The sequence below is a fragment of the Polaromonas sp. P3_B1 genome, from assembly GCF_056402935.1.
On the sequence record NZ_JBFUGK010000045.1, the window covers coordinates 28,113 to 48,103 of the forward strand.

Here is a 19,991-nt window from a genome sequence, read left to right on the forward strand (position 1 = left end):
CTTCACAGTCACCTGCACCGAATTATCCAATGTCCCTGCTCCCCTACGCCCTGGCCCGCCCCTTTTTATTTGGGCTGGATCCCGAAACCGCCCATGAGCTCACCATGGCCTCGCTGGCGCGCACCCAGGGCACGCCGCTGGCCCTGGCCTATCTGTCCAGCCGCGTCAGCGATCCCATCGAGCTGGCGGGCCTGAAATTTCCAAACCGTGTCGGCCTGGCCGCGGGCCTGGACAAAAACGCGCGCTGCATAGACGGTCTGGCCGCCATGGGCTTTGGTTTTGTCGAAGTCGGCACCGTCACCCCCAAGGGCCAGCCCGGCAATCCCAAGCCGCGCATGTTCCGCCTGCCCGAAGCCAACGCGCTGATCAACCGCCTGGGCTTTAACAACGAGGGGCTGGACGCCTTTTTGGCCAATGTGCGGCGCTCCAGCGTGCGCAAACCCGGCGCGCAAGGCGGCCTGCTGCTGGGCCTGAACATCGGCAAGAACGCCGCCACGCCGATTGAAAACGCGGTGGACGACTACCTGGTTTGCCTTGACGGCGTCTACCCGCATGCGGATTACGTCACCGTCAACATCTCCAGCCCCAACACCAAAAACCTGCGCGCACTGCAAAGCGACGAGGCGCTTGACGCGTTGCTGGGCCGCATCGCCGAGCGCCGCGAAGCGCTCGCCGCACAGCACGGCAAGCGCGTGCCCATCTTCGTGAAAATCGCGCCCGACCTCGACGAAGCCCAGGTGGCCGTCATCGCCGCCACACTCAAGCGCCACGCCATGGACGGCGTGGTCGCCACCAACACCACGCTCAGCCGCGACGCCGTCAAGGGCATGCGCCATGCCGAAGAGGCCGGCGGCCTGAGCGGCGCGCCCGTGCTCGAAGCCAGCAACCGCGTCATCAGCCAGCTGCGCGCGGCGCTCGGCAAAGGCTTTCCCATCATCGGCGTGGGCGGCATCTTGAGCGGCGCCGACGCCGTCTCCAAGATCCAGGCTGGGGCCGACGTGGTGCAGATCTATACCGGGCTGATCTACAAAGGCCCTGAGCTGGTCACCCAGGCCGCGCAGGCGATCAAGAAAAGCCGCTAAGCCTTGGCGCGCTTTTTCGGCGCGGCCTTCTTTTTAGCCGCCGCCCCCAGTTCCACCCACACGGGCGCATGGTCGCTGGCGTGCTCCTGCCCGCGCACCCAGCTGTCCACGCCGGCCCCCTTCAGGCGCGGCGCGAGTTCCGCATTCAGCAGGATGTGGTCTATGCGCAGCCCCGCGTTGCGCTGCCAGTGCTGGCGAAAGTAGTCCCAGAAGGTGTAGATGCGCTCATCCGGGTGCAGTTCGCGCAGGCTGTCGACCCAGCCCTGCGCCAGCAGCTTCTCGTAAGCCGCGCGGCTCTCGGGCTGCATCAGCGCGTCACGCTGCCATGACTTGGGGTTGTACACGTCCAGGTCGGTCGGAATCACATTGAAGTCACCCATCAGCGCCACCGGATGGCCCGACGCGTAAAGCGCTTTGGCGTGTGCATGCAGACGGCTGAACCAGGCCAGCTTGTAATCAAACTTCGGGCCGGGCTGCGGGTTGCCGTTGGGCAGGTAAAGGCAGGCCACCACCATGCCGTCCACCGCAGCCTCCAGGTAGCGGCTCTGGTGGTCGGCAGGGTTGCCGGGCAGTTCGCGGCGTACCTCCACCGGCGCCTGCCCTTTGGCGAGAATGGCCACGCCGTTCCACGAGCGCTGGCCCTTCCACAAGGCTTCATAGCCCGCCTCGCGCAAGGCCTCATGCGGAAACACGCCGTCCAGCGCCTTGAGCTCCTGCAGGCAGGCCACGTCGGGCGCGTCTTTCTCCAGCCAGGCCAGCAGCTGCGGCAAGCGCGTCTTGATGCCGTTGACGTTGAAGGTCGCGAGCTTCATCGGGCGCAGCTTAAACGCCGGGCGACGGTTTCCCTCGGCCCGCCTTGCGCCGGAAGGTCTCGGCCCCGCCGCTACCGCCGCCATCGGGGAAGTCGTGCTGCTTGAGCGCCCCGTCGGGTGCGGGCTTCATGGGCCTTTCAATCAAGGCGCCGGCATCATTGCCGTCGGCCGCGTCGTCGGGCTCGCTGCGCGGCGGGTGCGGCACGGTCGCGCCTTCGCCGGTCTTGGCACGTGTGGGGCTGGTCTTTTTAGGCATGGTTCCAAGGTAGCAGCACAGGCTAGCGCCCCGTGTCGGACAACACCGCAAGGGCTTCAGGGTAAGTCCCGGGTCCGCGTAGAGCCTGTCCCCTAGAGTACCCGGCGGGCTTTCTGCGGCCGCATGTTGCGACTACGATGCAGGCAGTTTTGACAGGAGACCTGCTTTTGGCCGCGACCCCTTCTTCCCCATCCTCCCCCTATCCCCACCTGCTCGCCCCGCTGGACCTGGGCTTCACCACGCTGAAAAATCGCGTGCTCATGGGCAGCATGCACACCGGCCTGGAAGACGGGCGCAAGCATTTCCCCGCCATGGCCGCCTACTTCGCCGAACGCGCGCGCGGCGGCGTGGGCCTGATGGTCACCGGTGGCTTCGCACCGAACATCGCCGGCTGGACCAAACCCTTCGCCGGCATGCTGGCCAGCTCGGGCGCGGCGCGCCGCCACAAACAGGTCACCGACGCCGTGCATGCAGAGGGCGGCAAGATTGCACTGCAAATCCTGCACACCGGCCGCTACGGCTACCACCCGCTGTGCGTCGCGCCCTCGCGCATCCAGAGCCCGATCTCGCCCTTCGCCCCGCGCGAACTGAGCGCCGGCGGCATAGAGCGGCAGATACGCGCCTTCATACGCTGCGCACTTCTGGCGCGCGACGCAGGCTACGACGGCGTCGAGATCATGGGCAGCGAAGGCTATTTCATCAACCAGTTCCTCGTCACCCACACCAACCAGCGCACCGACGACTGGGGCGGCAGCTACGAAAACCGCATGCGCCTGGCCGTGGAGATCGTGCGCCGCACCCGCGAAGCCGTGGGCCGCGACTTCATCATCATCTACCGCCTCTCCATGATCGACCTGATTCCCGGCGGCAGCAGCTGGGAGGAAGTCGTGCTGCTGGCCAAGGCCGTGGAGGCCGCCGGCGCCACGATCATCAACAGCGGCATAGGCTGGCACGAAGCCCGCGTGCCGACGATTGCCACCTCGGTGCCGCGCGGCGCCTTCACCTGGGTCACCAAAAAGCTGCGTACCGACCTGCGCGCCGCGGGCCTGACCATCCCGCTGGTCACCAGCAACCGCCTGAACATGCCCGAAGTCGCCGAGCAGGTGCTGGCCGACGGCTGCGCCGACATGGTCAGCATGGCCCGCCCCTTCCTGGCCGACCCGGAATTCGTCAACAAGGCCGCCCAGGGCCGCCGCGATGAGATCAACACCTGCATCGCCTGCAACCAGGCCTGCCTGGACCACGCCTTCAAGGCCCAGCTCGCGAGCTGCCTGGTCAACCCGCGCGCCGGCCATGAGACCGAACTCGTGATCCGCATCGCCCCCGCCAAAAAACGCGTCGCCGTCATAGGCGCGGGCCCGGCGGGCCTGGCCGCCGCCACCACGCTGGCCCTGCGCGGCCACAGCGTGGACCTGTACGACGCGGCCGACAAGATCGGCGGCCAGTTCAACCTGGCCAAGCGCGTGCCCGGCAAGGAAGAGTTCGAGGAAACCCTGCGCTACTTCGGCAACCGCATCAGCGGCACCGGCGTGCGCCTGCACCTGAACACCCGCGTCGGTGCCCAGGACCTGATCGCCGGGAAGTTCGATGAAGTCATACTCGCCACCGGCGTCACGCCGCGCAACCCCCGCATCCCGGGCCAGGAGCATCCCAGGGTGCTCAGCTACATCGACGTGCTGCTGGGCCGCCAGCCCGTGGGACAGCGCGTGGCCCTGATAGGCGCGGGCGGTATCGGTTTTGACGTGGCTGAATTCCTGGTCACGCCCGCCGGCCATTCCACCGCCCTCGACTTGCCGGCCTGGCTGGCCGAATGGGGCGTGGCCGATCCCGGCGAGGTGCGCGGCGGCGTGGTGCGCCCGCAGGCGACGCCGCCCGAGCGCCAGGTCACGCTGCTTCAGCGCAAGCCCGGCAAGCTGGGCGCCGGCCTGGGCAAAACCACCGGCTGGATACACCGCGCCGCGCTCAAGATGAAGAATGTGGAAATGCTCGCGGGCGTCAACTACGAGCGCATAGGCGAGCAGGGCGATGACCTGGGCCTGTTCATCACTTTCGGCGAAAAGCGCCTGGACGGCACCGTGCTGGCCGTCGACAACATCGTGCTGTGCGCCGGCCAGGAGCCGCTGCGCGAATTGCTGGAGCCGCTGCGCGCAGCCGGCGTCAAGACGCATCTGATAGGCGGCGCCCACGAAGCCGGCGAGCTGGATGCCAAGCGGGCGATCAATCAGGGGACGCGGGTGGCGGCGGCGCTGTAGGCTCTCTTTATCCCCTCTCCCTCTGGGAGAGGGTTAGGGTGAGGGCCAGCGGCCGCCGACAGCCCACGTTTCATGCACATGCCGCAGCCCTGTCTTGCAGACCGCAGCCCAGGCCCAGCCTGGGCTTCTTCGCGCTGCCCCAGAGGGAGAGGGAGTAAAAACCTGAGCCGCTCTGAATTTGTGAGTGACCTTAAACGCGCACCAGGCTGAAAAGCAGCAGCCCCAGCGCCATCCCAAAACTCAGCGCATGCACATTGGCCGCCATCGCGATGCGCTTCATCAGCCTCAGGCCCTGCTGGTCCTGCGAACCCAGCAGGAACAGCAGGCACATCTCACGGCGGCGCTGTGGGTCGACTGCGCTGTGCTGTTTCAGCGCCTTGTGCATGGACTCCGACTGGTAAAGCGCGGCCACCGAAGCCAGCACGATGATGGGCAGGAACCAGCCGTGCACCATCCACATCGGTAACTCCGGCGCCCACCAGGCGCGCAGCACGTCGGTGGCGGCAAAAATCAGGAACCCCGCGGCGAGGCCTAACCATTCCTGCGCGCGGAACTTCAACATCATCTTCCTGACCCTGGCTTCCAGGGACAGTTCGTGGCTCATGCGTTTTACCTCGTGTGCGTGTGACGCGTTGCGCGGCCTGGGCCGCCCGGCGCGGGTGCAGGGATTCTGCGCAGGAATGCCCGCCGGGGCAATACTGCAAATGTAGGAGGCGACGCGCGGCGCTGCCCAGGAGCCTAACGGCGCAAGGGATCCAGCAAGGGCTTGAGCCCGTTGTGGTCGATTTCCTGCATCAGGGCCAGCAGGCGGCCGATTTCCCCTTTGGGAAAGCCCTCGCGCGCAAACCAGTTCAGGTAGTTGCCCGGCAGGTCGGCGATCAGCGTGCCCTTGTGCTTGCCGAAAGGCATCTCGCGGGTCACCAGCAGCAACAGGTCTTCTGGGTTCATGGATATAAATAGAGAGGCCTAGCCGCCGGCCCGCTTGGGCGCATAGCCCTGCTTTTGCAGCGCCGCCATCACGGTGTCGCAGTGGTCGCCCTGCACCTCGATCACGCCGTCTTTCGCCGTGCCGCCCGATCCGCAGGCCGTGCGCAATTGTTTGCCCAGCAGCGCCAGGGCCATGGCGTCCAGCGGCAGGCCCTTGACCACGGTCACCGTCTTGCCGCCCCGGCCCTTGCTTTCGCGGCTCACGCGCACCGACCCGCCCGGCGCGGGCACTGCGGCCTGCTTGCAGCGGCAGGCCGTCACCGGCTGGCGGCAAGTCGGGCACATTCTTCCGGCCTCGGTGGAATAAACCAGGCCGCCTGCGGGAGTTTGTTTCATCGGGAATAAGCGTGAGCGCCGCCCAGCCGGAAGGCCAGGCTGAAGCAGCTTTAGAACGATCGTTCGTAAAAAATTGTGAACTAGTTCACAGAAAAACAAAAATGTACCTGATATCACTTATAAACAGGGCCGGGATGGCGCTACGCCCTTCTTCCTCAGCATTCCTCAGCACGACCTCCGGGCGATTTCAGGGCGCGAACAATGACGGGCAGCAGCTTTCTCATCGGGTTTTTCATCTTTGTCGGCAGCGTGGCCCTTGGCGCCCTTGCCTACGAACGCTGGCTGTCCCATGTGGTAGCCACCCGCAAGAAGGTGGCGCGCAACCATGCGCTGCGCGCCAAGCCCCTCACCAGCCGCGACGAACTCCAGGTCTGGCGCTGGCTTGAGGAAGTTTTCCCCGAGCACCGCATCCTGCCCAAAGTCCCCTTCACCGGTTTTATCGAGCCCAACCAGCGCGGCGGGGACGCCCACTGGCAGGCGCTGCTGAGCACGGTGAATTTCTCCTGCGCCCTGGCCGACCAGAAAGGCACGGTGCTGGGTTGCATCGACGTGCTGGGCCGCGGCGAGGTCACCGGCCGCAACCACGGCTTCAAACGCGAGCTGCTGGCCCGCGCCGGCCTTCCCTACTGGATTGTTGAAAGCCAGCGGCGGCCCAGCRCCGCGCTGCTGCGCGAAAAATTCCTGGGCGCCACCACCAGCGAAGCCGCAAAACTCGCCTCCAGCGAACGCGCCCGCCGCCCCGCCCGCGCCAAGCTGGAGCAGCCGCAGCTCTCGCGTGTCTCCAGCAATGCCTCGGACCTCACCAAAACCGGTATGACGCCGCTGCACCTGAGGTCCACCCTCAAGCTGCAGGCCCTGGCCCGCGCCTTCGCGCTGCGCCTGGCCGGCGAAGGCCCGCCGCGCAGGCCTATCAATTACTCGAGTACCAACCCGAGCAGTTCCATCATCTAGGGTCTTGCTCACCTCTGGTGAATTGTTCCCTCTCCCCCTGGGAGAGGGTTAGGGCTGAGCGCTGCGGCTCCGGATGCGCCTGCGCGCATCCGGACAGCGCGAAGAAGCCCAGGCTCAGCCTGGGCTGCGGTCTGCAAGACAGGGCCGGCAGCGTATGACTATCCGGCTGTTTTATGCGAAGGCCATCAGCCCTCACCCCCGCCCCCGCCCCCTCCCGGAGGGAGAGGGAGTAAAGGCCCTGGCCGATTAGGTTTCTGGCCAAACAGCAGGCCCAGCATCAGGCCGGCCGCGATGATCATTCCACCCATGGCCATTGCGCCGGTTTTCCATCGCGCGCCGGACAGCGCCCGCTGCTTCGGGGCTTGTAGCTCCCCGCGAAAGGCGGCGTCGCCAAATTCGCCGAGGTCGCGGCCTTGCGCGTCGACGCGGTTCAGCCTGATGAAGCTGTAGTCGCCGACCAGCGCGGTGCTGCCCAGCGCGTCGATCAGCAGGGGGTCGGAATCATCGGCCAGCGCCGCGCGCGCCACGGGCCGCTGCTGCGCGTCAAACACCAGTACATCGCCATCCTTCTGGCCCTGCTTCACGGCCAGCATCCACAGCGTGCCGTCCGGGCCCAGGGCCACGTCGGTGACCTTGCCGCGGCCCTGGCGGGCCTGGCCGTGCGCGGCCGAGCCCAGGCTGCGCAATAACTCGGTCGGCTTACCGGCGGCGACGCGCAACCAGACCAGCCGGCGGTGGTCGTTGTCGGCCACCACCAGGGTGTCGTTGTCCAGGTAGCGCAGGCGGTTGGGGAAGAACAGCGGCACCACCTGTGGGTCGCTGCTGCCCAGGGCCTTGCCGTCCAGGTCAAACGACTGTACGCGGGTCCCCTTGGCATCGGCGATGAAGACGCGCTCACCCAGGCGGTCTACGGCCAGGTGCACGGTCAGGGAAAGTTCATTGTTCTTGAGCTGCGGGCCTTGCATGGCCGTGCGGCAGTCCACCAGCTGCACCTGCGCATCGCTCCAGGCGCAACGCAGCACGCGGGGCACGGCGGCGCCGTCAAAGAACCAGGCCTCGACCCGCTGCCGGGCATCCACTGTCCAGTCCATGTCGCCGGGGCTTTCGCTCAAGCCCAGCGCCTTCAGGTCCTGGCGCGCGATGCGCTGCCCCTGGGCGTCGAGCACATGCAAGGCATGGTTGGCGACGACGGCGACGCGCTCACCCTGCGGCGCCTTGAACACCCGCAGCGCCACCATGCCCCCATCCGGGTTGGCCATGTTCTGCCCGTGCACAAAGGCCGCCATGCACAGCGCAAGGCCGATCAGGATGGGGATGGCCAATTGCCATTCGCGTCTGGTCATGATGGGTGCGCCCTCGCCGCTCTGTTGTTATTGAGGCCGTAGTGTGCCTCAAGCGGTGGGAGTATCTTCTCAATTCCCTCCCCCTGTGGGGGAGGGTTAGGGTGGGGGCCGGCAGCAAGCGAACGACCTACGGCTTCAAATCAAAGGCCGCCAGCCCTCACCCTACCCTCTCCCAAGGGGAGAGGGGAAATATCAAGAGCCGCGACCCAACCTCACTTCAGCAAGAACTCCATCTCCGTCCCCGCCAGGTTCAACACATCGTTGTGCGCCAGCGGCGTGGCCTTGGCGCCTATGGGTTTGCCGTTCAGGGTGGAAGGCGTCTGGCCGTCCATGTGGGCCACGTAATAACCGTCGCGCCGATGCGATATCGACACCACCGCAACCCCCGGCTGGCCGAAGGTGGTGACGGCCTTGACCACCTGCACCTCCAGCCCCGCCGACGAGCCCGACAGCACTTTCAGGCTGGCCTGGCGCGCGCCCGTGGTGCCGGGCAGGCCCATGGCGTCCAGCGACATCGCCTTGGTTTCCTGGCTCTCGCCGGGCTCCTCGTCATGCTCGGAGTTCTGCAGGTACTGGATCCTGAAGTTGCCGATGTTGATGATGTCGTTGTCGTGCAGCAGCTCGCGCGCCTTGACCATGTGGCCGTTCAGGTAAGTGCCGTTGGTGCTTCCCAGGTCGCGCAGGTAAACGTCGGCAATGCCCTTGAGTTCAAACACGCAGTGCTCGCCGCTGACCACCAGGTTGTCGAACACGATGTCGTTGTACGGCCGGCGGCCCAGTGTGGTGCGGTCGTTCTTCAGGTAGACATGCTTGATTTCGACGCCTTCGACTGAAGCAATGAGTTGCGGCATGAGGAGAAGCCTTTCTTCTTGAGGTATCGCCGCCACTCCCGACATTCAATTTGCGTGCGATTCCCGATTCCTGTGTGGCGCCGTCTCTTCATCGTAGCGCCGCTCTCGCCGGGGCACAAGGGCGGCCCGCAAAACCCCGCCTAGCGCCTGGCGGTGGCCGAGCCGCGGCAGGCCGCCCGGATCAGCCGCTGCGTGGGGTTGGGCGTCACGCCGCGAAACTCCATGGGCCTGACCACGCCTTCGGGGTAGGTCGAGGTCTTGTGCGACTCCCCCTTCCACAGCGGCTGCTGGTAGAAATCCAGCGAGACGTAGCGCGCGCTTTTGTTCGCGCAGTCGAACTGCACGGTGGAGGTGTAAGAGCGGTACGGCACGCCGTCCCAGCTGGTGCGCGCCAGGGAGCGGCTCACGCGTATCTTCATGGTGCGCACTTCGCCCTGCACCGACACCGGCACCGGGTCCACCTCGATGGTGTTGAGCCCGGGCTCGTGCGGGTCGCCCAGCACGGTGAACCACGCGGCCTGCGCGTGCACCACCGGCGCACTGACGAGCATGCCCAGCATTCCAAGCAAACTCCACAACAAGATCGTTTTTTTCATGGCAGGTTTTCGATGGGTTCCGGCTGAAGCGGCAGGTACAGGTCATGGTGCCACGAGCCGCTGAAAGTGTTTCCCTCACTTGCAGCATTTGCACAATGTCGCATTCATTCAGTCTAACGCCCTGCAACAGGCCATGTCACATGAAAAGACGTGTTCCTACACAGAGAGTTGAAGGTGCACAACACCTTTTTGTAGGCCTCAGCCGACACCCTGCCGCGCCGGCTCCCTTCGCCCGGCTGCCGGCCCAGGCCCTAAGGTAAGTCATGGGATGTCAAAAAGTCCCATTCATCGTGTCCCCTTATTCCCTAACCCAACCACCTCGAAAGGTATCCCCATGAACAAGGACCAAGTCAAAGGCAAGATCAAGGAAGTCGCCGGCGAAGTGCAGGAGCACACCGGCAAGGCCATCGGCAGCACCGAGCAGCAGGCCAAGGGCCACGCCCGTGAGTTTGAAGGCAAGACCCAGAAGGCTTACGGCGACGTGAAAGAAAACCTCAAGGACGCCGCCAAGGACCTCAACGAGGACATCAAGCGCAAGCCCTAAGTCCTAAGACCTAAGCCCTCACGCTTGCTTTGCCCTGTTGGTATGGGCAGCCTCATCGGCCGGTTCTACCGGCCGATTTGCTGTGCGCGCCACAAAGCGCAGGGGAAACAAAGCCACGACGACACCACGAGCACGCATGGCGCCGTGGTCCATCGCGATGGTTCCACCGCTGTTCCAGCCCGGTATTTCAGCCCGGCATTTCAAAGCGGCGGTAAGGCTTTGGCTGACGGGTGGCAGGCGGTTTGTCCGCTGGCGCGCCCTACGCGCGCCGCACACCATGGGGCCTGTCACTTCACTCCCACTCGCCATGCCCCGCACCACACGCGCCATCCCCGCCAAACCCTCCCGCCGATCCCCCGCAGCCTCCCTGCCCCACGAGCTCATGCACGGCGGCCTGCGCCAGCGCGGCGTCACCATCAACGGCTACAGCCTGCAACTGCATGACGGCGAGGGCTTCGTCGGCGACAGCGTCAGCCGCAAGGCCTACAGCGGCATGCTGGACACCTGGCGCAAGCTCTACCGCGGCATCAGCGGCCTGGACCCGCTGGGCCGCAAGCCCACGCGCGACATCACCAAAAAGCGGCTCGACACGCTGCTCAGGCGCAACGGCAAAGCCGCCGCCATCATCTCCGCGGCCTCCGAAGACTACGCCTGGCAACTGGTCCGCGTGGTGCGACGCTTCCTCGCCCACCCCTCATGGAAGGGTGTGCGGCGCATCGTGGTCGGCGGCGGGTTCCAGCAGAGCCTGGTCGGCGAACTCGCCATAGACCGCGCGGCCGAGCTGCTCTACCAGCGCGGCAGCCGCACCCACCTCATGATCCTGCGCCACCACCCCGACGAAGGCGGGCTGATCGGCTGGGTGCACCTGGCGCCGCCCGAAGTGCTTTCAGGCTACGACGGCTTCCTGGCCGTCGACATAGGCGGCACCAACGTGCGCTGCGGCATCGTGCGGCCCCGCACGCACAAGACGCCCGACCTCACCGACGTCAGGGTCAGCGGCCTGCGCAAATGGGGCCATGCCGGCGACGACGACGCGACCCGACGCGAAGACCTGGTGCAGGGCATCGCCGGCATGCTCAAAACACTCATCAAGCAGGCAGCGGCCAAAGGCCTCAAACTCGCACCCTTTGTCGGCGTGGCCTGTCCCGGCATGATCCTGGAAGACGGCTCCATCGCCGCCGGCGCGCAAAACCTGCCCGGCAACTGGGAAAGCCCGCGCTTCAACCTCGCCCAGCACCTCAGCGAAAGCCTGCCGAAACTGGACGGGCGCGAGGTGCAGGTGCGGCTGCACAACGACGCGGTGGTCCAGGGTTTGTCGGAGCTGCCCTTTATGCAGGGCGTCAAACGCTGGGCTGTGTTGACGGTAGGCACGGGGCTGGGGAATGCGAGTTTTGTGAATATGGCTGCGCCGACTGTGCGCAAGCGGGGCTGAGCAAGGGTTTTTATCCCCTCTCCCTCTGGGAGAGGGTTAGGGTGAGGGCCCGCGGCGGATAAATATTCCCCTGCTGCATGCACAGGCCGCAAGGCCCTCACCCCTGCCCTCTCCTAGGGGGAGAGGGAGTCAATCCTCCAAACAGCCTTGCACCCTCTTCGGCTATCTTGTCCCCTCTCCCTCTGGGAGAGGGTTAGGGCCGGCGGCGGATAAATATTCAGCGGAGTCTTGCACAGGCCGCAAGGCCCTCACCCCTGCCCTCTCCCAGGGGGAGAGGGAGTCAATCCTCCAAACAACCTTGCACCCTCTTCGGCTATCTTGTCCCCTCTCCCTCTGGGAGAGGGTTAGGGTGAGGGCCGGCGGCGATAGATATTCCGCTTCTTCATGCCCTGGCCGCTAGCGCCCACCCCCGGAGGGGGAGGGAGAAAAACTACCGCGGCGCCATCGGCGGCCCGACGACCACACCCGGAAACGTCGGCAGCCTCTCAACCGCCACCGGCGCCGGCGGCTGCAGCACCACACCGGGACCCACGGTCGGCGAGCCGCCGGAATCCCCACCCTGCACCGCCGGCTGCGGCTGGTTTTCCGCCGGCGCCTGGATGGTCACATACTTGATCACCGGCGCGGGCTGCCAGCGCGGCCCGCCGCCCTGCCCGGCAGTTGACCCGCCCGCCATTCCCACGCCGGCCGGCATCTCGCCCGGCTGGCCTTCCTGCGGCGGCTCGGCGCCGTTGAGCAAGGCCTCCACGCGCTGCTGCTCCTGGTCCGTCACGCCGCCGCCCTGCGGTGCCGGGAAACGCATCTCGGCATCCACCACCTTGGCCTTGATCGCCTGCTGGAAAAACTCGCCCACGATGGGCAGCGCACTGCGCGCCCCCTGGCCCCAGCTGTCGCCCATGGTCACGCGGTTGTCGTTAAAGCCCACCCAGGCGCCCGCCACCAGCTGCGGGTGCATCATCACAAACCAGCCGTCGGTGTTGCCCTGCGTCGTGCCCGTCTTGCCGGCCAGGTCGGCGCGCAGGCCGTAGCGGCTGCGTATTGCCGCGCCCGTGCCCTGGTCGATCACGCCGCGCATCACGTCCAGCAGCGTCTGCGCCACCGTGGTCGACATCACCGCCTCCGGCGCCTTGGCCAGGAACTCCTCCAGCACCTTGCCGTTGCGGTCTTCCACCCGCGTCACGATGATGGGCTCGATATAGCGGCCGTCATTGGCCAGCGTCCCGTAGGCCGTGACCATTTCCTTGAGCGTCACCGGGCTGGTGCCCAGCGCCAGCGAAGGCACTTCCTCCAGCTTGCTCTGCCGCACGCCCATGGCCTTGGCCAGCTTGGCCACGTGGGCCGGGCCCACCACCTGCATCACCTGCGCGGTGATCGTGTTCTTGGAGAACATCAAACCCTGCCGCAGGCTCATGAACTCGCCGCTGGGCCCGCCGCCGTCGGTGGGCCGCCAGAAGGCGCCGTTGCCCAGCGGGATCTCCACCGCGCCGTCGATAAACCCGTCGCTTTGCCGGGCGCCGTCTTCAAAAGCCGCGCCATACACAAAAGGCTTGAAGGTCGAGCCCGGCTGGCGGCGCGCCTGCTGCACGTGGTCGAACTGGTCGTCCGAAAAATCCCGGCTGCCCACCCAGGCCCGCACCTGGCCGCTGCCCGGGTCCAGCGCCATGAAGCCGGCCTGTATCCGCGTCTTGTCGTCTTTCAGCGTCTGCATGAAGTCGGCATTGGCAAGCAATCCCTTGAGCGCCTGCTCGTCCGGCTGCCCCGCGGCGCGCGCGGCCTTGTACTCCTTGGTGTCACGCACAAAGGCCAGGGCCAGCTCGCGCTGCGCGCCGCTCTTGGCCTTCCAGCCCGAATTGAAGCGCCAGTCGCCCGCCACGATCTTCTGCAAACGCTCGCCCTGCGCCGCCAGCGCCTTGGTCGCCATCTCCTGCAGGCGCGAATCGATGGTGGTGCGCACCACCAGCCCGTCGGCATAAATGTTGTAGTCGTTGCGGTCGGCCCAGTCGATCAGCCAGCGGCGCAGCTGCTGCGCCAGGTGCGGCATCTCGCCCAGCTCGGGCTCCAGCCGCTCGAAATCGATCTTCAGCGGCTTCTTCTTCAGCGCCGCCAGCTTGTCTTCAGGCAGCTTGTTGTGCTTGACCATCTGCATCAACACCGTGTTGCGACGCTGCAGCGCGAGCTCCGGGTTGGACACCGGGTTGTAGAGGGCCGCACCCTTGAGCATGCCCACCAGCGTCGCGCTTTGCAGCACGTCCAGCTCGCTCGCCGACTTGTCGAAATAGGTTCGCGCCGCCATCTCGATGCCGTAGGCGTTGTAGAGGAAAGGCACGGTGTTCAGGTAGCTCTCCAGGATCTCGTCCTTGCTGTAGACCGCCTCAATCTTGAAAGCCGTGATCGCCTCCTTGAGCTTGCGCGTCAGCGAGGCCGAGCGGCCAATCTCTTCCGGGTACATATTGCGCGCCAGCTGCTGCGTCAGCGTGGAGCCGCCCTGCTTGCGGCCCGTGAGCGTCCACATCACCGAAGACACCGTGCGCCTGAAGTCCATGCCGTGGTGGTCGTAAAAGCGGTGGTCCTCCGTCGCGATCAGCGCCGCCACCACATTCGGCGAAATCTGGTCCAGCTTGACCCAGTCGCGGTTCGCCCGCTGGAAGCTCGCCAGCTCCTTGCCGTCCACCGACATCAGCACCGATGGTTTGGCCGTCTTGGCCTTGAGCAGGTCGCTGATGCTGGGCGTGAACGGGATCAGCAGCACCGTATACAGCACCAGGATCGCCGGGATCGCCGCCAGCGCCAGGCCCACGCCGCGCCAGGTGGGATGGCGCAGCCGGCCGGGAATGGTGGCCGCGAAGGCGCGCAGGCGCGAAGCCAAAGAGGCCACAAAAGGAGTCTGGAGGGGGTTCTTCATTGCCTGCAAGTTTACTGGGGTGGCGTGAAGCGCATTTGTAGGACGGCGGCGCGGTGGCGCAAGGGTGACGCAAGGGCGGTGAAAAACCGGTAAAGCCGTGGAAAACACATGTGTTCAGGGCCGCGGCCCCTGCCGCCGCCCCGCCTAAATATCGGCGACGGCCTACAAAGACCAGGCCCGCTTGGCGCTAAGGTAGTTCTATAGACATACAGAGGCCATACAGCCATACATACAGACGCCAAGGAGACTTCCATCCATGAGCTTTCTCCCGCACCGCCCCCTTGCGCATGCTGTGCAACCCGACCGCATCAATCTCCACAACCCCCAGGCCGCCGCCGCGTGGGAACAAAAGCTGCACGCCGACCGCGAACAACTCAGGCGCGCCATTGCCGCCGTCGGCGACAAGGCCAGCAAGGTCGAAAAATACCTCCAGGACGGCTCCATAAGGGACGGGGACAAGCCCCATTGATGGCCGGGCTGAAGTAGGTGGCGCGCTCATGGCGCAGCATGGTGGCGGCCAATCCCCGTTCAAGGACCAGCCTAGCTCACCTTTGGGAGAAGAAAGTCTCGATAAAGAGTTACGCCGGAATCCCCAACTTCGAAAAGGTAGTCACCGGGCACTATACGGATCAACTCCCCTTTTTGGGCTTCGACAACAAAGCCGCCTATCGCGTAACGGCAACTACCGTCAACAACATACACGGTATATGGCAACCCCACCAATTCGGGGGTTCGAACTCCCGCGCCATATTTATTCCAGGATATGCGATGCGCCTCATTCGGCCGGTGCAACGCGCGAATGCCTGCTTCGTTGATCAATTCCGTGGTGGAAATATCTGTCCACTTCTCTTTGACAAGCCCCATTGAAAATCACCCCTCTTAAACAGGATCCCGTCCCTGGAGATGCCTCAGTAATATTCTTTGCTGGCGCGGCGCTTTGCCCAAAGGGCCCCTGAAGCAGCGCATACCGTAAGGATGAACTCCACTGTATCCAAATTCGCCGCCATAATGACCTGAGCTACCACGCTCACCCGCGCAACCTGTTCAACAGTGTTCCACGCATGCGGCCAAAACCGCCATGCGCGGCAGGAGGTATTGCCATGGCTTCGCAGCAGCAACTCGCCTTTAAGTTCCACCCCAGCCGCCGCAGCACACTCGCGGCCCTGCCGGCCCTGGGCGCCGCCCTGCTCACACCCCGCGGCGCACAAGCCCAGTCGCCCCGGGTGCAATCCTGGCCGCTCAACACCCGTTCCGCCACCGGCATCCACGACATCGCACCCGCGCCGGACGGCGGCGTGTGGTTTTCAGCCCAGCGCAGCGGCCACCTCGGCTGGTTTGACCCGCGCAGCGGCAAGACTGAACTGATTGCCCTGGGCGGCGGCTCGTCACCCCACGGCGTCATCGCCGGCCCCGACGGCGCGGCCTGGCTCACCGACGGCGGCCAAAACGCCATTGCCCGCGTCGCCTGGCCGTCACGCCAGGTGAAAGTCTTCCCCCTGCCCGCCGGCACACCGTACGCCAATCTCAACACCTGCGCCTTCGACGGCGAAGGCAACCTGTGGTTCACCGGCCAGAGCGGCTATGTCGGCAAGGTCGACTTACGCGCTGGCACCGTGACCGTCAAAGACTCCCCCCGCGGCCGAGGCCCCTATGGCATCTGCGCCACGCCCAAAGGCGAGATCTGGTGGTGTTCATTAGCAGGCTCCTTTATCGCCCACATGGACACCAAAACCGGCGAATCCCGCATCGTCGAGCCACCCACCCCACGCCAAGGTGCAAGACGGGTGTGGTCAGACAGCAAGGGCCGCATCTGGGTCTCGGAATGGAGCAGCGGCAACCTCTCGATGCACGACCCCGCACTCGGCACAGGCGCCAACAGCTGGAAAACCTGGAAAGCCCCAGGCGCCGACCCGCATGTCTACGCGGTCTATGTCGACAACAAAGATATTGTCTGGGCCTCGGAGTGGACCCACAACGCCATGCTGCGTTTTGACCCGACCAGCGAGAAGTTCGACGCCATCCCCCTGCCCCGCCCCAATGCCGCGGTGCGGCAGATTCTCGGGCGGCCCGGGGAGGTGTGGTTGCCTGAGAGTGGGACGGAGTTTGTGACGGTGATCAGGACGGGGTGAGCCTGCCGAAGCGTTCATGTACTCACATACCGACCAGGCCGACCAGGCCGCTCGCACGCTGACAAACACTTACGCCAGAGTACTTTTAGCCGCAAAAAAATCGCACACCTTCTTGCTAGACTCGGCCGCATCTTTTTCACGCGAGACCGCAAACGATGAAGGCACCCACGGCGTCCCTGGCTCTGCTGTTCTTTTCTGCGCTGGGCGCGTCGCTTGCCCACGCGGCGCCGCCCCCCGGCGAATACCGCATTGATGGCGAAGCCAGCGTACGCAGCGGCAGCGGGCCGACCGCCACGGAGCGCATCGAGCGCTGGGACGGCGCCACCGGGCGCCGCACCGTCACAGCCCACGCCGGGCCGCCCGGCAACCCGGGCAGCCAGCAGACCTATGCCGGCAACGGCCCGGTGACCTGGTGCGTGACATCACCAGCCGCAGCGCCGGCCAATCTTCCAGGCCGCTGCGATGCGCGCTGGTGGCCCTCCAGCGGCGGCGCCACGCTTCAGGCCGAATGCAAGGCCGGCCGCATGCAGGAGCAATGGAAGCAGCTCGCCCCGCAGACCTGGGAAAGGCAGATGACTTTCACCAGTTCAGCCGGCGCGGGCAGCAATGATCCCGCCGCCGCACTGGCCCTGGCACAACGCGGCATGTCGCCCGCCGAGGCCGCACGCGCCAAGGCCGAACTCGCCGCCCTGCCCACCGCCCAGGACACGGCGTCGGCCATGGCGCCCGTCTATGCGCAGATCGCGGAAACCATTCGCAAGGGCCCGCCGCAGGAAGCCGCCGCGGCACGCGAACAACTGGCCGCGCTGAAGGCGGCCCAGGGCGGCGGTGGCGCCATGTCAACGACCACGCGCCTGACCGAGCGCTGGACGCGCATCGCCGGCGCCTGCGGGGCCCGCCCATGATCGCGTTCACCCGATTCGCCGGCATCCCCGTACTGGCGGCCGCATTGGCATCGGCACCCATTGCGCAGGCGCAGAAGGCCCCGACCGAGTGGCGCGGCGCAAGCGACCACCCTCTGGTGTCGCGCTATGCAGGCGCCGTGCTGCAGAACGCGGCCCAGGAGGGCTTCGCCGCCGTCAAGGTGCCCACGGCGCAGCAGGCACCCGACAAGTCGCCCGTGGTCGAAGGCCGCGTCAACGCCTACTTCTACATCGCACCCAGGGAGCGCAGCGCGCTCGAAGTTTTCCGCAACTACCAGGCCGCGCTGGCCAAGCCCGGCTTCACCGTGCTGTACAGCTGCGAAATGAGCGCCTGCGACAAATCCGGCATCAAGGAGCGCTTTGCCAACGAGGTCGTCTCGCCGCGCAAATGGCAGGCCAAGGGCGTGGACCCGGCAGGCTCCATAGACCGCGACGTGCGCTTCCTCAGCGCCAAGGCCAGCCGCAACGGGCAGGACAGCTATATCCTGGTATTCGTTGCCGAGCCCAATTCCATCTGGGGCGCACCGGCCGTCGTGCAGCTCGTCGTCGAGCCGGCCGCCATGGAAGGCGACAAGGTCGTCGTCAACGGCGACGCACTGCAAAAAGCCCTGGGCGCCGACGGCAAGATAGCGCTGTACGGCATCTACTTCGACACCGGCAAGGCAATCCTCAAGCCCGAGTCCAGGCCGCAACTGGCCGAGATGGCCAAGCTGCTGAAGGCACACCCCGCGCTGAAGGTGCACATCGTCGGCCACACCGACAACCAGGGCGGCGTACCCGCCAACCTGGCCCTGTCCCAGCAGCGCGCCGACGCTGTTCTCGCCGCATTGGTGCAGGAGCACCAGGTGGACGCCAAGCGCATGACCGCGCGCGGCGTCGCCAGCTTCGCGCCGGTGGCCAGCAACAGCGCCGAAGCCGGCCGCGCGAAAAACCGGCGGGTGGAGTTGGTGGAGCAATAGACCCGGACGGGCCGGCGGTGATAGTCTTGGACGCATGACTGAAGACCTGACATTCACCGAACTGGGCAGCGACATCTACGAGGACTTTGAAGGCTGCACGGAGCCCGTGTGCGTTGCGCACGGCGACATCTACAGGGCGGGCGCTCCGCTGGCCACCTACCTCGCCCGCTGGTTTGAAGGCGACCGGCAGCGCGGGCTTGATTTGCAGATCACCTTGGGCGAATGGGGTGCGGGCACTACCTGGCAGAGCCGGCACATCATTGCATTTCACGCGTCCTTTACCCAGCCAGTCCCCGAGTTCGTGCTGGTCGATTCCGACGCCGTCTGGGGCGCCGAACTCGGCAACACATACTCCGCTGCCGAAGCACAACAATATGCCGTCAGCACCCTGGCACGCGAGTTGGTGCAGGCTATTTTTCTTCGTGATCCGGCAGTTGTGGAGTTTGCTTCGCGGGGTGCTGGGCTTTGATTGAGATGTCAGGCATTCGCCCCTGACAACGCTCGCGAAGGAGCAACAACGCGATGCTGCGTTTTGACTCGGGCAGCGAGAAATTTGACGTGATTCCCCTGCCCCGCGTCAATGCTGCGGTGCGGCAGATTCTGGGCCGGCCTGGGGAGGTTTGGTGGCCTGAGAGTGGGACGGAGTTTGTGACGGTGATTAGGACGGGGTGAAAAGCCCAATATCTTCAAAATAGCTTGGATAGCCCTTCAAATAGAGGAGGCTAGGAATAACCCAGACGACTAACATCTCCTTACACCTCAATTAGAGGCGAAGGAGACGGATATGGGTTGGCGTGGAACGCTACGAACCTTGGGTGCAATTTCCAGAGAGGCAGAACGAAACTCAAATCGCAGGGCAAGGCAGCGTGCCAAGGAAATCGCACTCTCGGAAAAACTCGAAGCCCGTGAACAAGCAGCCGAAGCCGTCAGAGACTTCGAGGAGTATGTCGAGAAGTTAATTACGCTTCATCGATCCTGCTCCCCATCCATTAATTGGCAATCACAAGCCGCAGCTCTTGCGCCCGCCAAACCTCAATTGAGCCAAAAGTCTGAGACTGCGGCTCAGTCCCGTTTGGACCAGTACAAGCCGTCCTGGCTGGACAAGCTGTTTGGCAGCACTGAAAAGAAGTTGAAAAAACTTTCTGATGATTTGTCAGCGGCAAAGTTAGAAGACCAGCAACGATTTCGTGAAGAGTCGACCAAATTTGAGGAAGACCTTGCCGACCACAAGGACCAAGTCGAGTTTGCAAAGCGCATCCTGGTCAAAGATCCGGCCGCTATGCTGGAAGCCATCAAACTCTATGAGCCTCTACATGCCGTCGGGCTCCTTGGTGAAAACCTCCTAATTCAGATAGAAAACCCCGACTTGGTCGTCATAGACCTAAGCGTGTTGAATTCCGTCGAAATCTGACCCACTTAGCGCAGTAATTTCCATCCAAAACTGACCCACGTAGGCACTACCCTGCTTGTTTTAAAAGCAGGGGAAATTAGGAGTGATAGACGTGGCGACATTGAATGTCATCAGGCGATGGGCATTGAGGGATCAGATGTCCATCCGCGAGATCTCAAGGCGTACAGGCCTGGCTCGCAACACAGTGAAGAAGCACCTGCGATCGGAAGAGAGCGAGCCCAGCTA

General features: G+C 65.0%; 21 protein-coding genes. 12 read left to right on the plus strand and 9 right to left on the minus strand.

Annotation, left to right across the window (positions count from 1 at the left end; genetic code table 11):
* The first annotated feature begins 29 nt into the window (after positions 1-29).
* Entirely contained in the window at positions 30-1,082 is a 1,053-nt protein-coding gene (locus tag AC1DXS_RS21520) for a quinone-dependent dihydroorotate dehydrogenase (RefSeq protein ID WP_477739496.1), read from the plus strand.
* Here the strand turns inward: AC1DXS_RS21520 and xth are convergent.
* A complete protein-coding gene (gene xth / locus AC1DXS_RS21525; protein WP_477739497.1) occupies positions 1,079-1,894 on the minus strand; it encodes an exodeoxyribonuclease III in 816 nt (271 codons plus the stop codon). The genes AC1DXS_RS21520 and xth overlap by 4 nt on opposite strands.
* 10 nt (positions 1,895-1,904) lie before the next feature.
* Positions 1,905-2,150: a hypothetical protein gene (locus AC1DXS_RS21530; RefSeq protein WP_477739498.1), complete on the minus strand. Its 246-nt coding sequence runs from the start codon at positions 2,148-2,150 to the stop codon at positions 1,905-1,907.
* A 137-nt stretch (positions 2,151-2,287) separates the two neighbouring features.
* Here AC1DXS_RS21530 and AC1DXS_RS21535 point away from each other — a divergent pair, with 137 nt between their 5' ends.
* Positions 2,288-4,402 (plus strand): oxidoreductase, encoded by a 2,115-nt coding sequence (locus tag AC1DXS_RS21535; protein WP_477739499.1) that lies wholly within the window; start codon positions 2,288-2,290, stop codon positions 4,400-4,402.
* Between the two features lie 190 nt (positions 4,403-4,592).
* Here the strand turns inward: AC1DXS_RS21535 and AC1DXS_RS21540 are convergent, their stop codons facing one another.
* The 3 genes from AC1DXS_RS21540 to AC1DXS_RS21550 all read right to left on the minus strand — a co-directional run bounded on the left by AC1DXS_RS21540 (position 4,593) and on the right by AC1DXS_RS21550 (position 5,725).
* Positions 4,593-5,006: a hypothetical protein gene (locus AC1DXS_RS21540; protein ID WP_477739500.1), complete on the minus strand. Its 414-nt coding sequence runs from the start codon at positions 5,004-5,006 to the stop codon at positions 4,593-4,595.
* Positions 5,007-5,140: 134 nt separating this feature from the next.
* On the minus strand, positions 5,141-5,350 hold the full coding sequence (locus AC1DXS_RS21545; protein ID WP_007873974.1) for a DUF3820 family protein: 210 nt from the start codon (positions 5,348-5,350) through the stop codon (positions 5,141-5,143).
* Positions 5,351-5,368: 18 nt separating this feature from the next.
* Positions 5,369-5,725, minus strand: coding sequence for a translation initiation factor Sui1 (locus tag AC1DXS_RS21550; RefSeq protein WP_477739501.1), 357 nt, complete (start codon positions 5,723-5,725; stop codon positions 5,369-5,371).
* A gap of 201 nt (positions 5,726-5,926) precedes the next feature.
* Here AC1DXS_RS21550 and AC1DXS_RS21555 point away from each other — a divergent pair, with 201 nt between their 5' ends.
* A complete protein-coding gene (locus AC1DXS_RS21555; protein WP_477739502.1) occupies positions 5,927-6,676 on the plus strand; it encodes a DUF2726 domain-containing protein in 750 nt (249 codons plus the stop codon).
* 185 nt (positions 6,677-6,861) lie between these two features.
* On the opposite strand, the gene AC1DXS_RS21560 is transcribed toward AC1DXS_RS21555, so the two are convergent.
* The 3 genes from AC1DXS_RS21560 to AC1DXS_RS21570 all read right to left on the minus strand — a co-directional run bounded on the left by AC1DXS_RS21560 (position 6,862) and on the right by AC1DXS_RS21570 (position 9,466).
* Positions 6,862-8,019, minus strand: a complete 1,158-nt coding sequence (locus AC1DXS_RS21560; protein ID WP_477739503.1) for an NHL repeat-containing protein — start codon at positions 8,017-8,019, stop codon at positions 6,862-6,864.
* A gap of 212 nt (positions 8,020-8,231) precedes the next feature.
* Complete coding sequence (locus AC1DXS_RS21565) at positions 8,232-8,870, minus strand: FHA domain-containing protein (RefSeq protein ID WP_477739504.1); 639 nt, start codon at positions 8,868-8,870, stop codon at positions 8,232-8,234.
* Between the two features lie 140 nt (positions 8,871-9,010).
* Entirely contained in the window at positions 9,011-9,466 is a 456-nt protein-coding gene (locus tag AC1DXS_RS21570; protein ID WP_477739505.1) for a surface-adhesin E family protein, read from the minus strand.
* Between the two features lie 334 nt (positions 9,467-9,800).
* Between AC1DXS_RS21570 and AC1DXS_RS21575 the strand changes: the two genes are divergently transcribed.
* A complete protein-coding gene (locus tag AC1DXS_RS21575; RefSeq protein WP_477739506.1) occupies positions 9,801-10,010 on the plus strand; it encodes a CsbD family protein in 210 nt (69 codons plus the stop codon).
* Positions 10,011-10,317: 307 nt separating this feature from the next.
* Complete coding sequence (locus AC1DXS_RS21580) at positions 10,318-11,442, plus strand: ROK family protein (protein ID WP_477739507.1); 1,125 nt, start codon at positions 10,318-10,320, stop codon at positions 11,440-11,442.
* A gap of 430 nt (positions 11,443-11,872) precedes the next feature.
* On the opposite strand, the gene AC1DXS_RS21585 is transcribed toward AC1DXS_RS21580, so the two are convergent.
* Complete coding sequence (locus tag AC1DXS_RS21585; protein ID WP_477739508.1) at positions 11,873-14,344, minus strand: penicillin-binding protein 1A; 2,472 nt, start codon at positions 14,342-14,344, stop codon at positions 11,873-11,875.
* Positions 14,345-14,600: 256 nt separating this feature from the next.
* On the opposite strand from AC1DXS_RS21585, the gene AC1DXS_RS21590 reads away from it, so the two are divergent.
* The 7 genes from AC1DXS_RS21590 to AC1DXS_RS21620 form a co-directional block, all read left to right on the plus strand.
* Positions 14,601-14,813, plus strand: coding sequence for a DUF3606 domain-containing protein (locus AC1DXS_RS21590; protein ID WP_477739509.1), 213 nt, complete (start codon positions 14,601-14,603; stop codon positions 14,811-14,813).
* 631 nt (positions 14,814-15,444) lie between these two features.
* Entirely contained in the window at positions 15,445-16,473 is a 1,029-nt protein-coding gene (locus tag AC1DXS_RS21595) for a Vgb family protein (protein WP_477739510.1), read from the plus strand.
* A 155-nt stretch (positions 16,474-16,628) separates the two neighbouring features.
* The gene (locus AC1DXS_RS21600; protein WP_477739511.1) at positions 16,629-17,378 is read left to right on the plus strand and encodes a hypothetical protein; all 750 of its coding nucleotides are present in this window, start codon (positions 16,629-16,631) and stop codon (positions 17,376-17,378) included.
* Positions 17,375-18,355, plus strand: coding sequence for an OmpA family protein (locus tag AC1DXS_RS21605; protein WP_477739512.1), 981 nt, complete (start codon positions 17,375-17,377; stop codon positions 18,353-18,355). Before AC1DXS_RS21600 ends, AC1DXS_RS21605 begins: the two co-directional genes overlap by 4 nt.
* Positions 18,356-18,389: 34 nt before the next feature.
* A complete protein-coding gene (locus AC1DXS_RS21610) occupies positions 18,390-18,824 on the plus strand; it encodes a hypothetical protein (RefSeq protein WP_477739513.1) in 435 nt (144 codons plus the stop codon).
* A gap of 315 nt (positions 18,825-19,139) precedes the next feature.
* Positions 19,140-19,766: a hypothetical protein gene (locus AC1DXS_RS21615; protein WP_477739514.1), complete on the plus strand. Its 627-nt coding sequence runs from the start codon at positions 19,140-19,142 to the stop codon at positions 19,764-19,766.
* A gap of 82 nt (positions 19,767-19,848) precedes the next feature.
* On the plus strand, positions 19,849-19,991 hold a 143-nt coding region (locus AC1DXS_RS21620; RefSeq protein WP_477739015.1), incomplete at its 3' end, for a winged helix-turn-helix transcriptional regulator.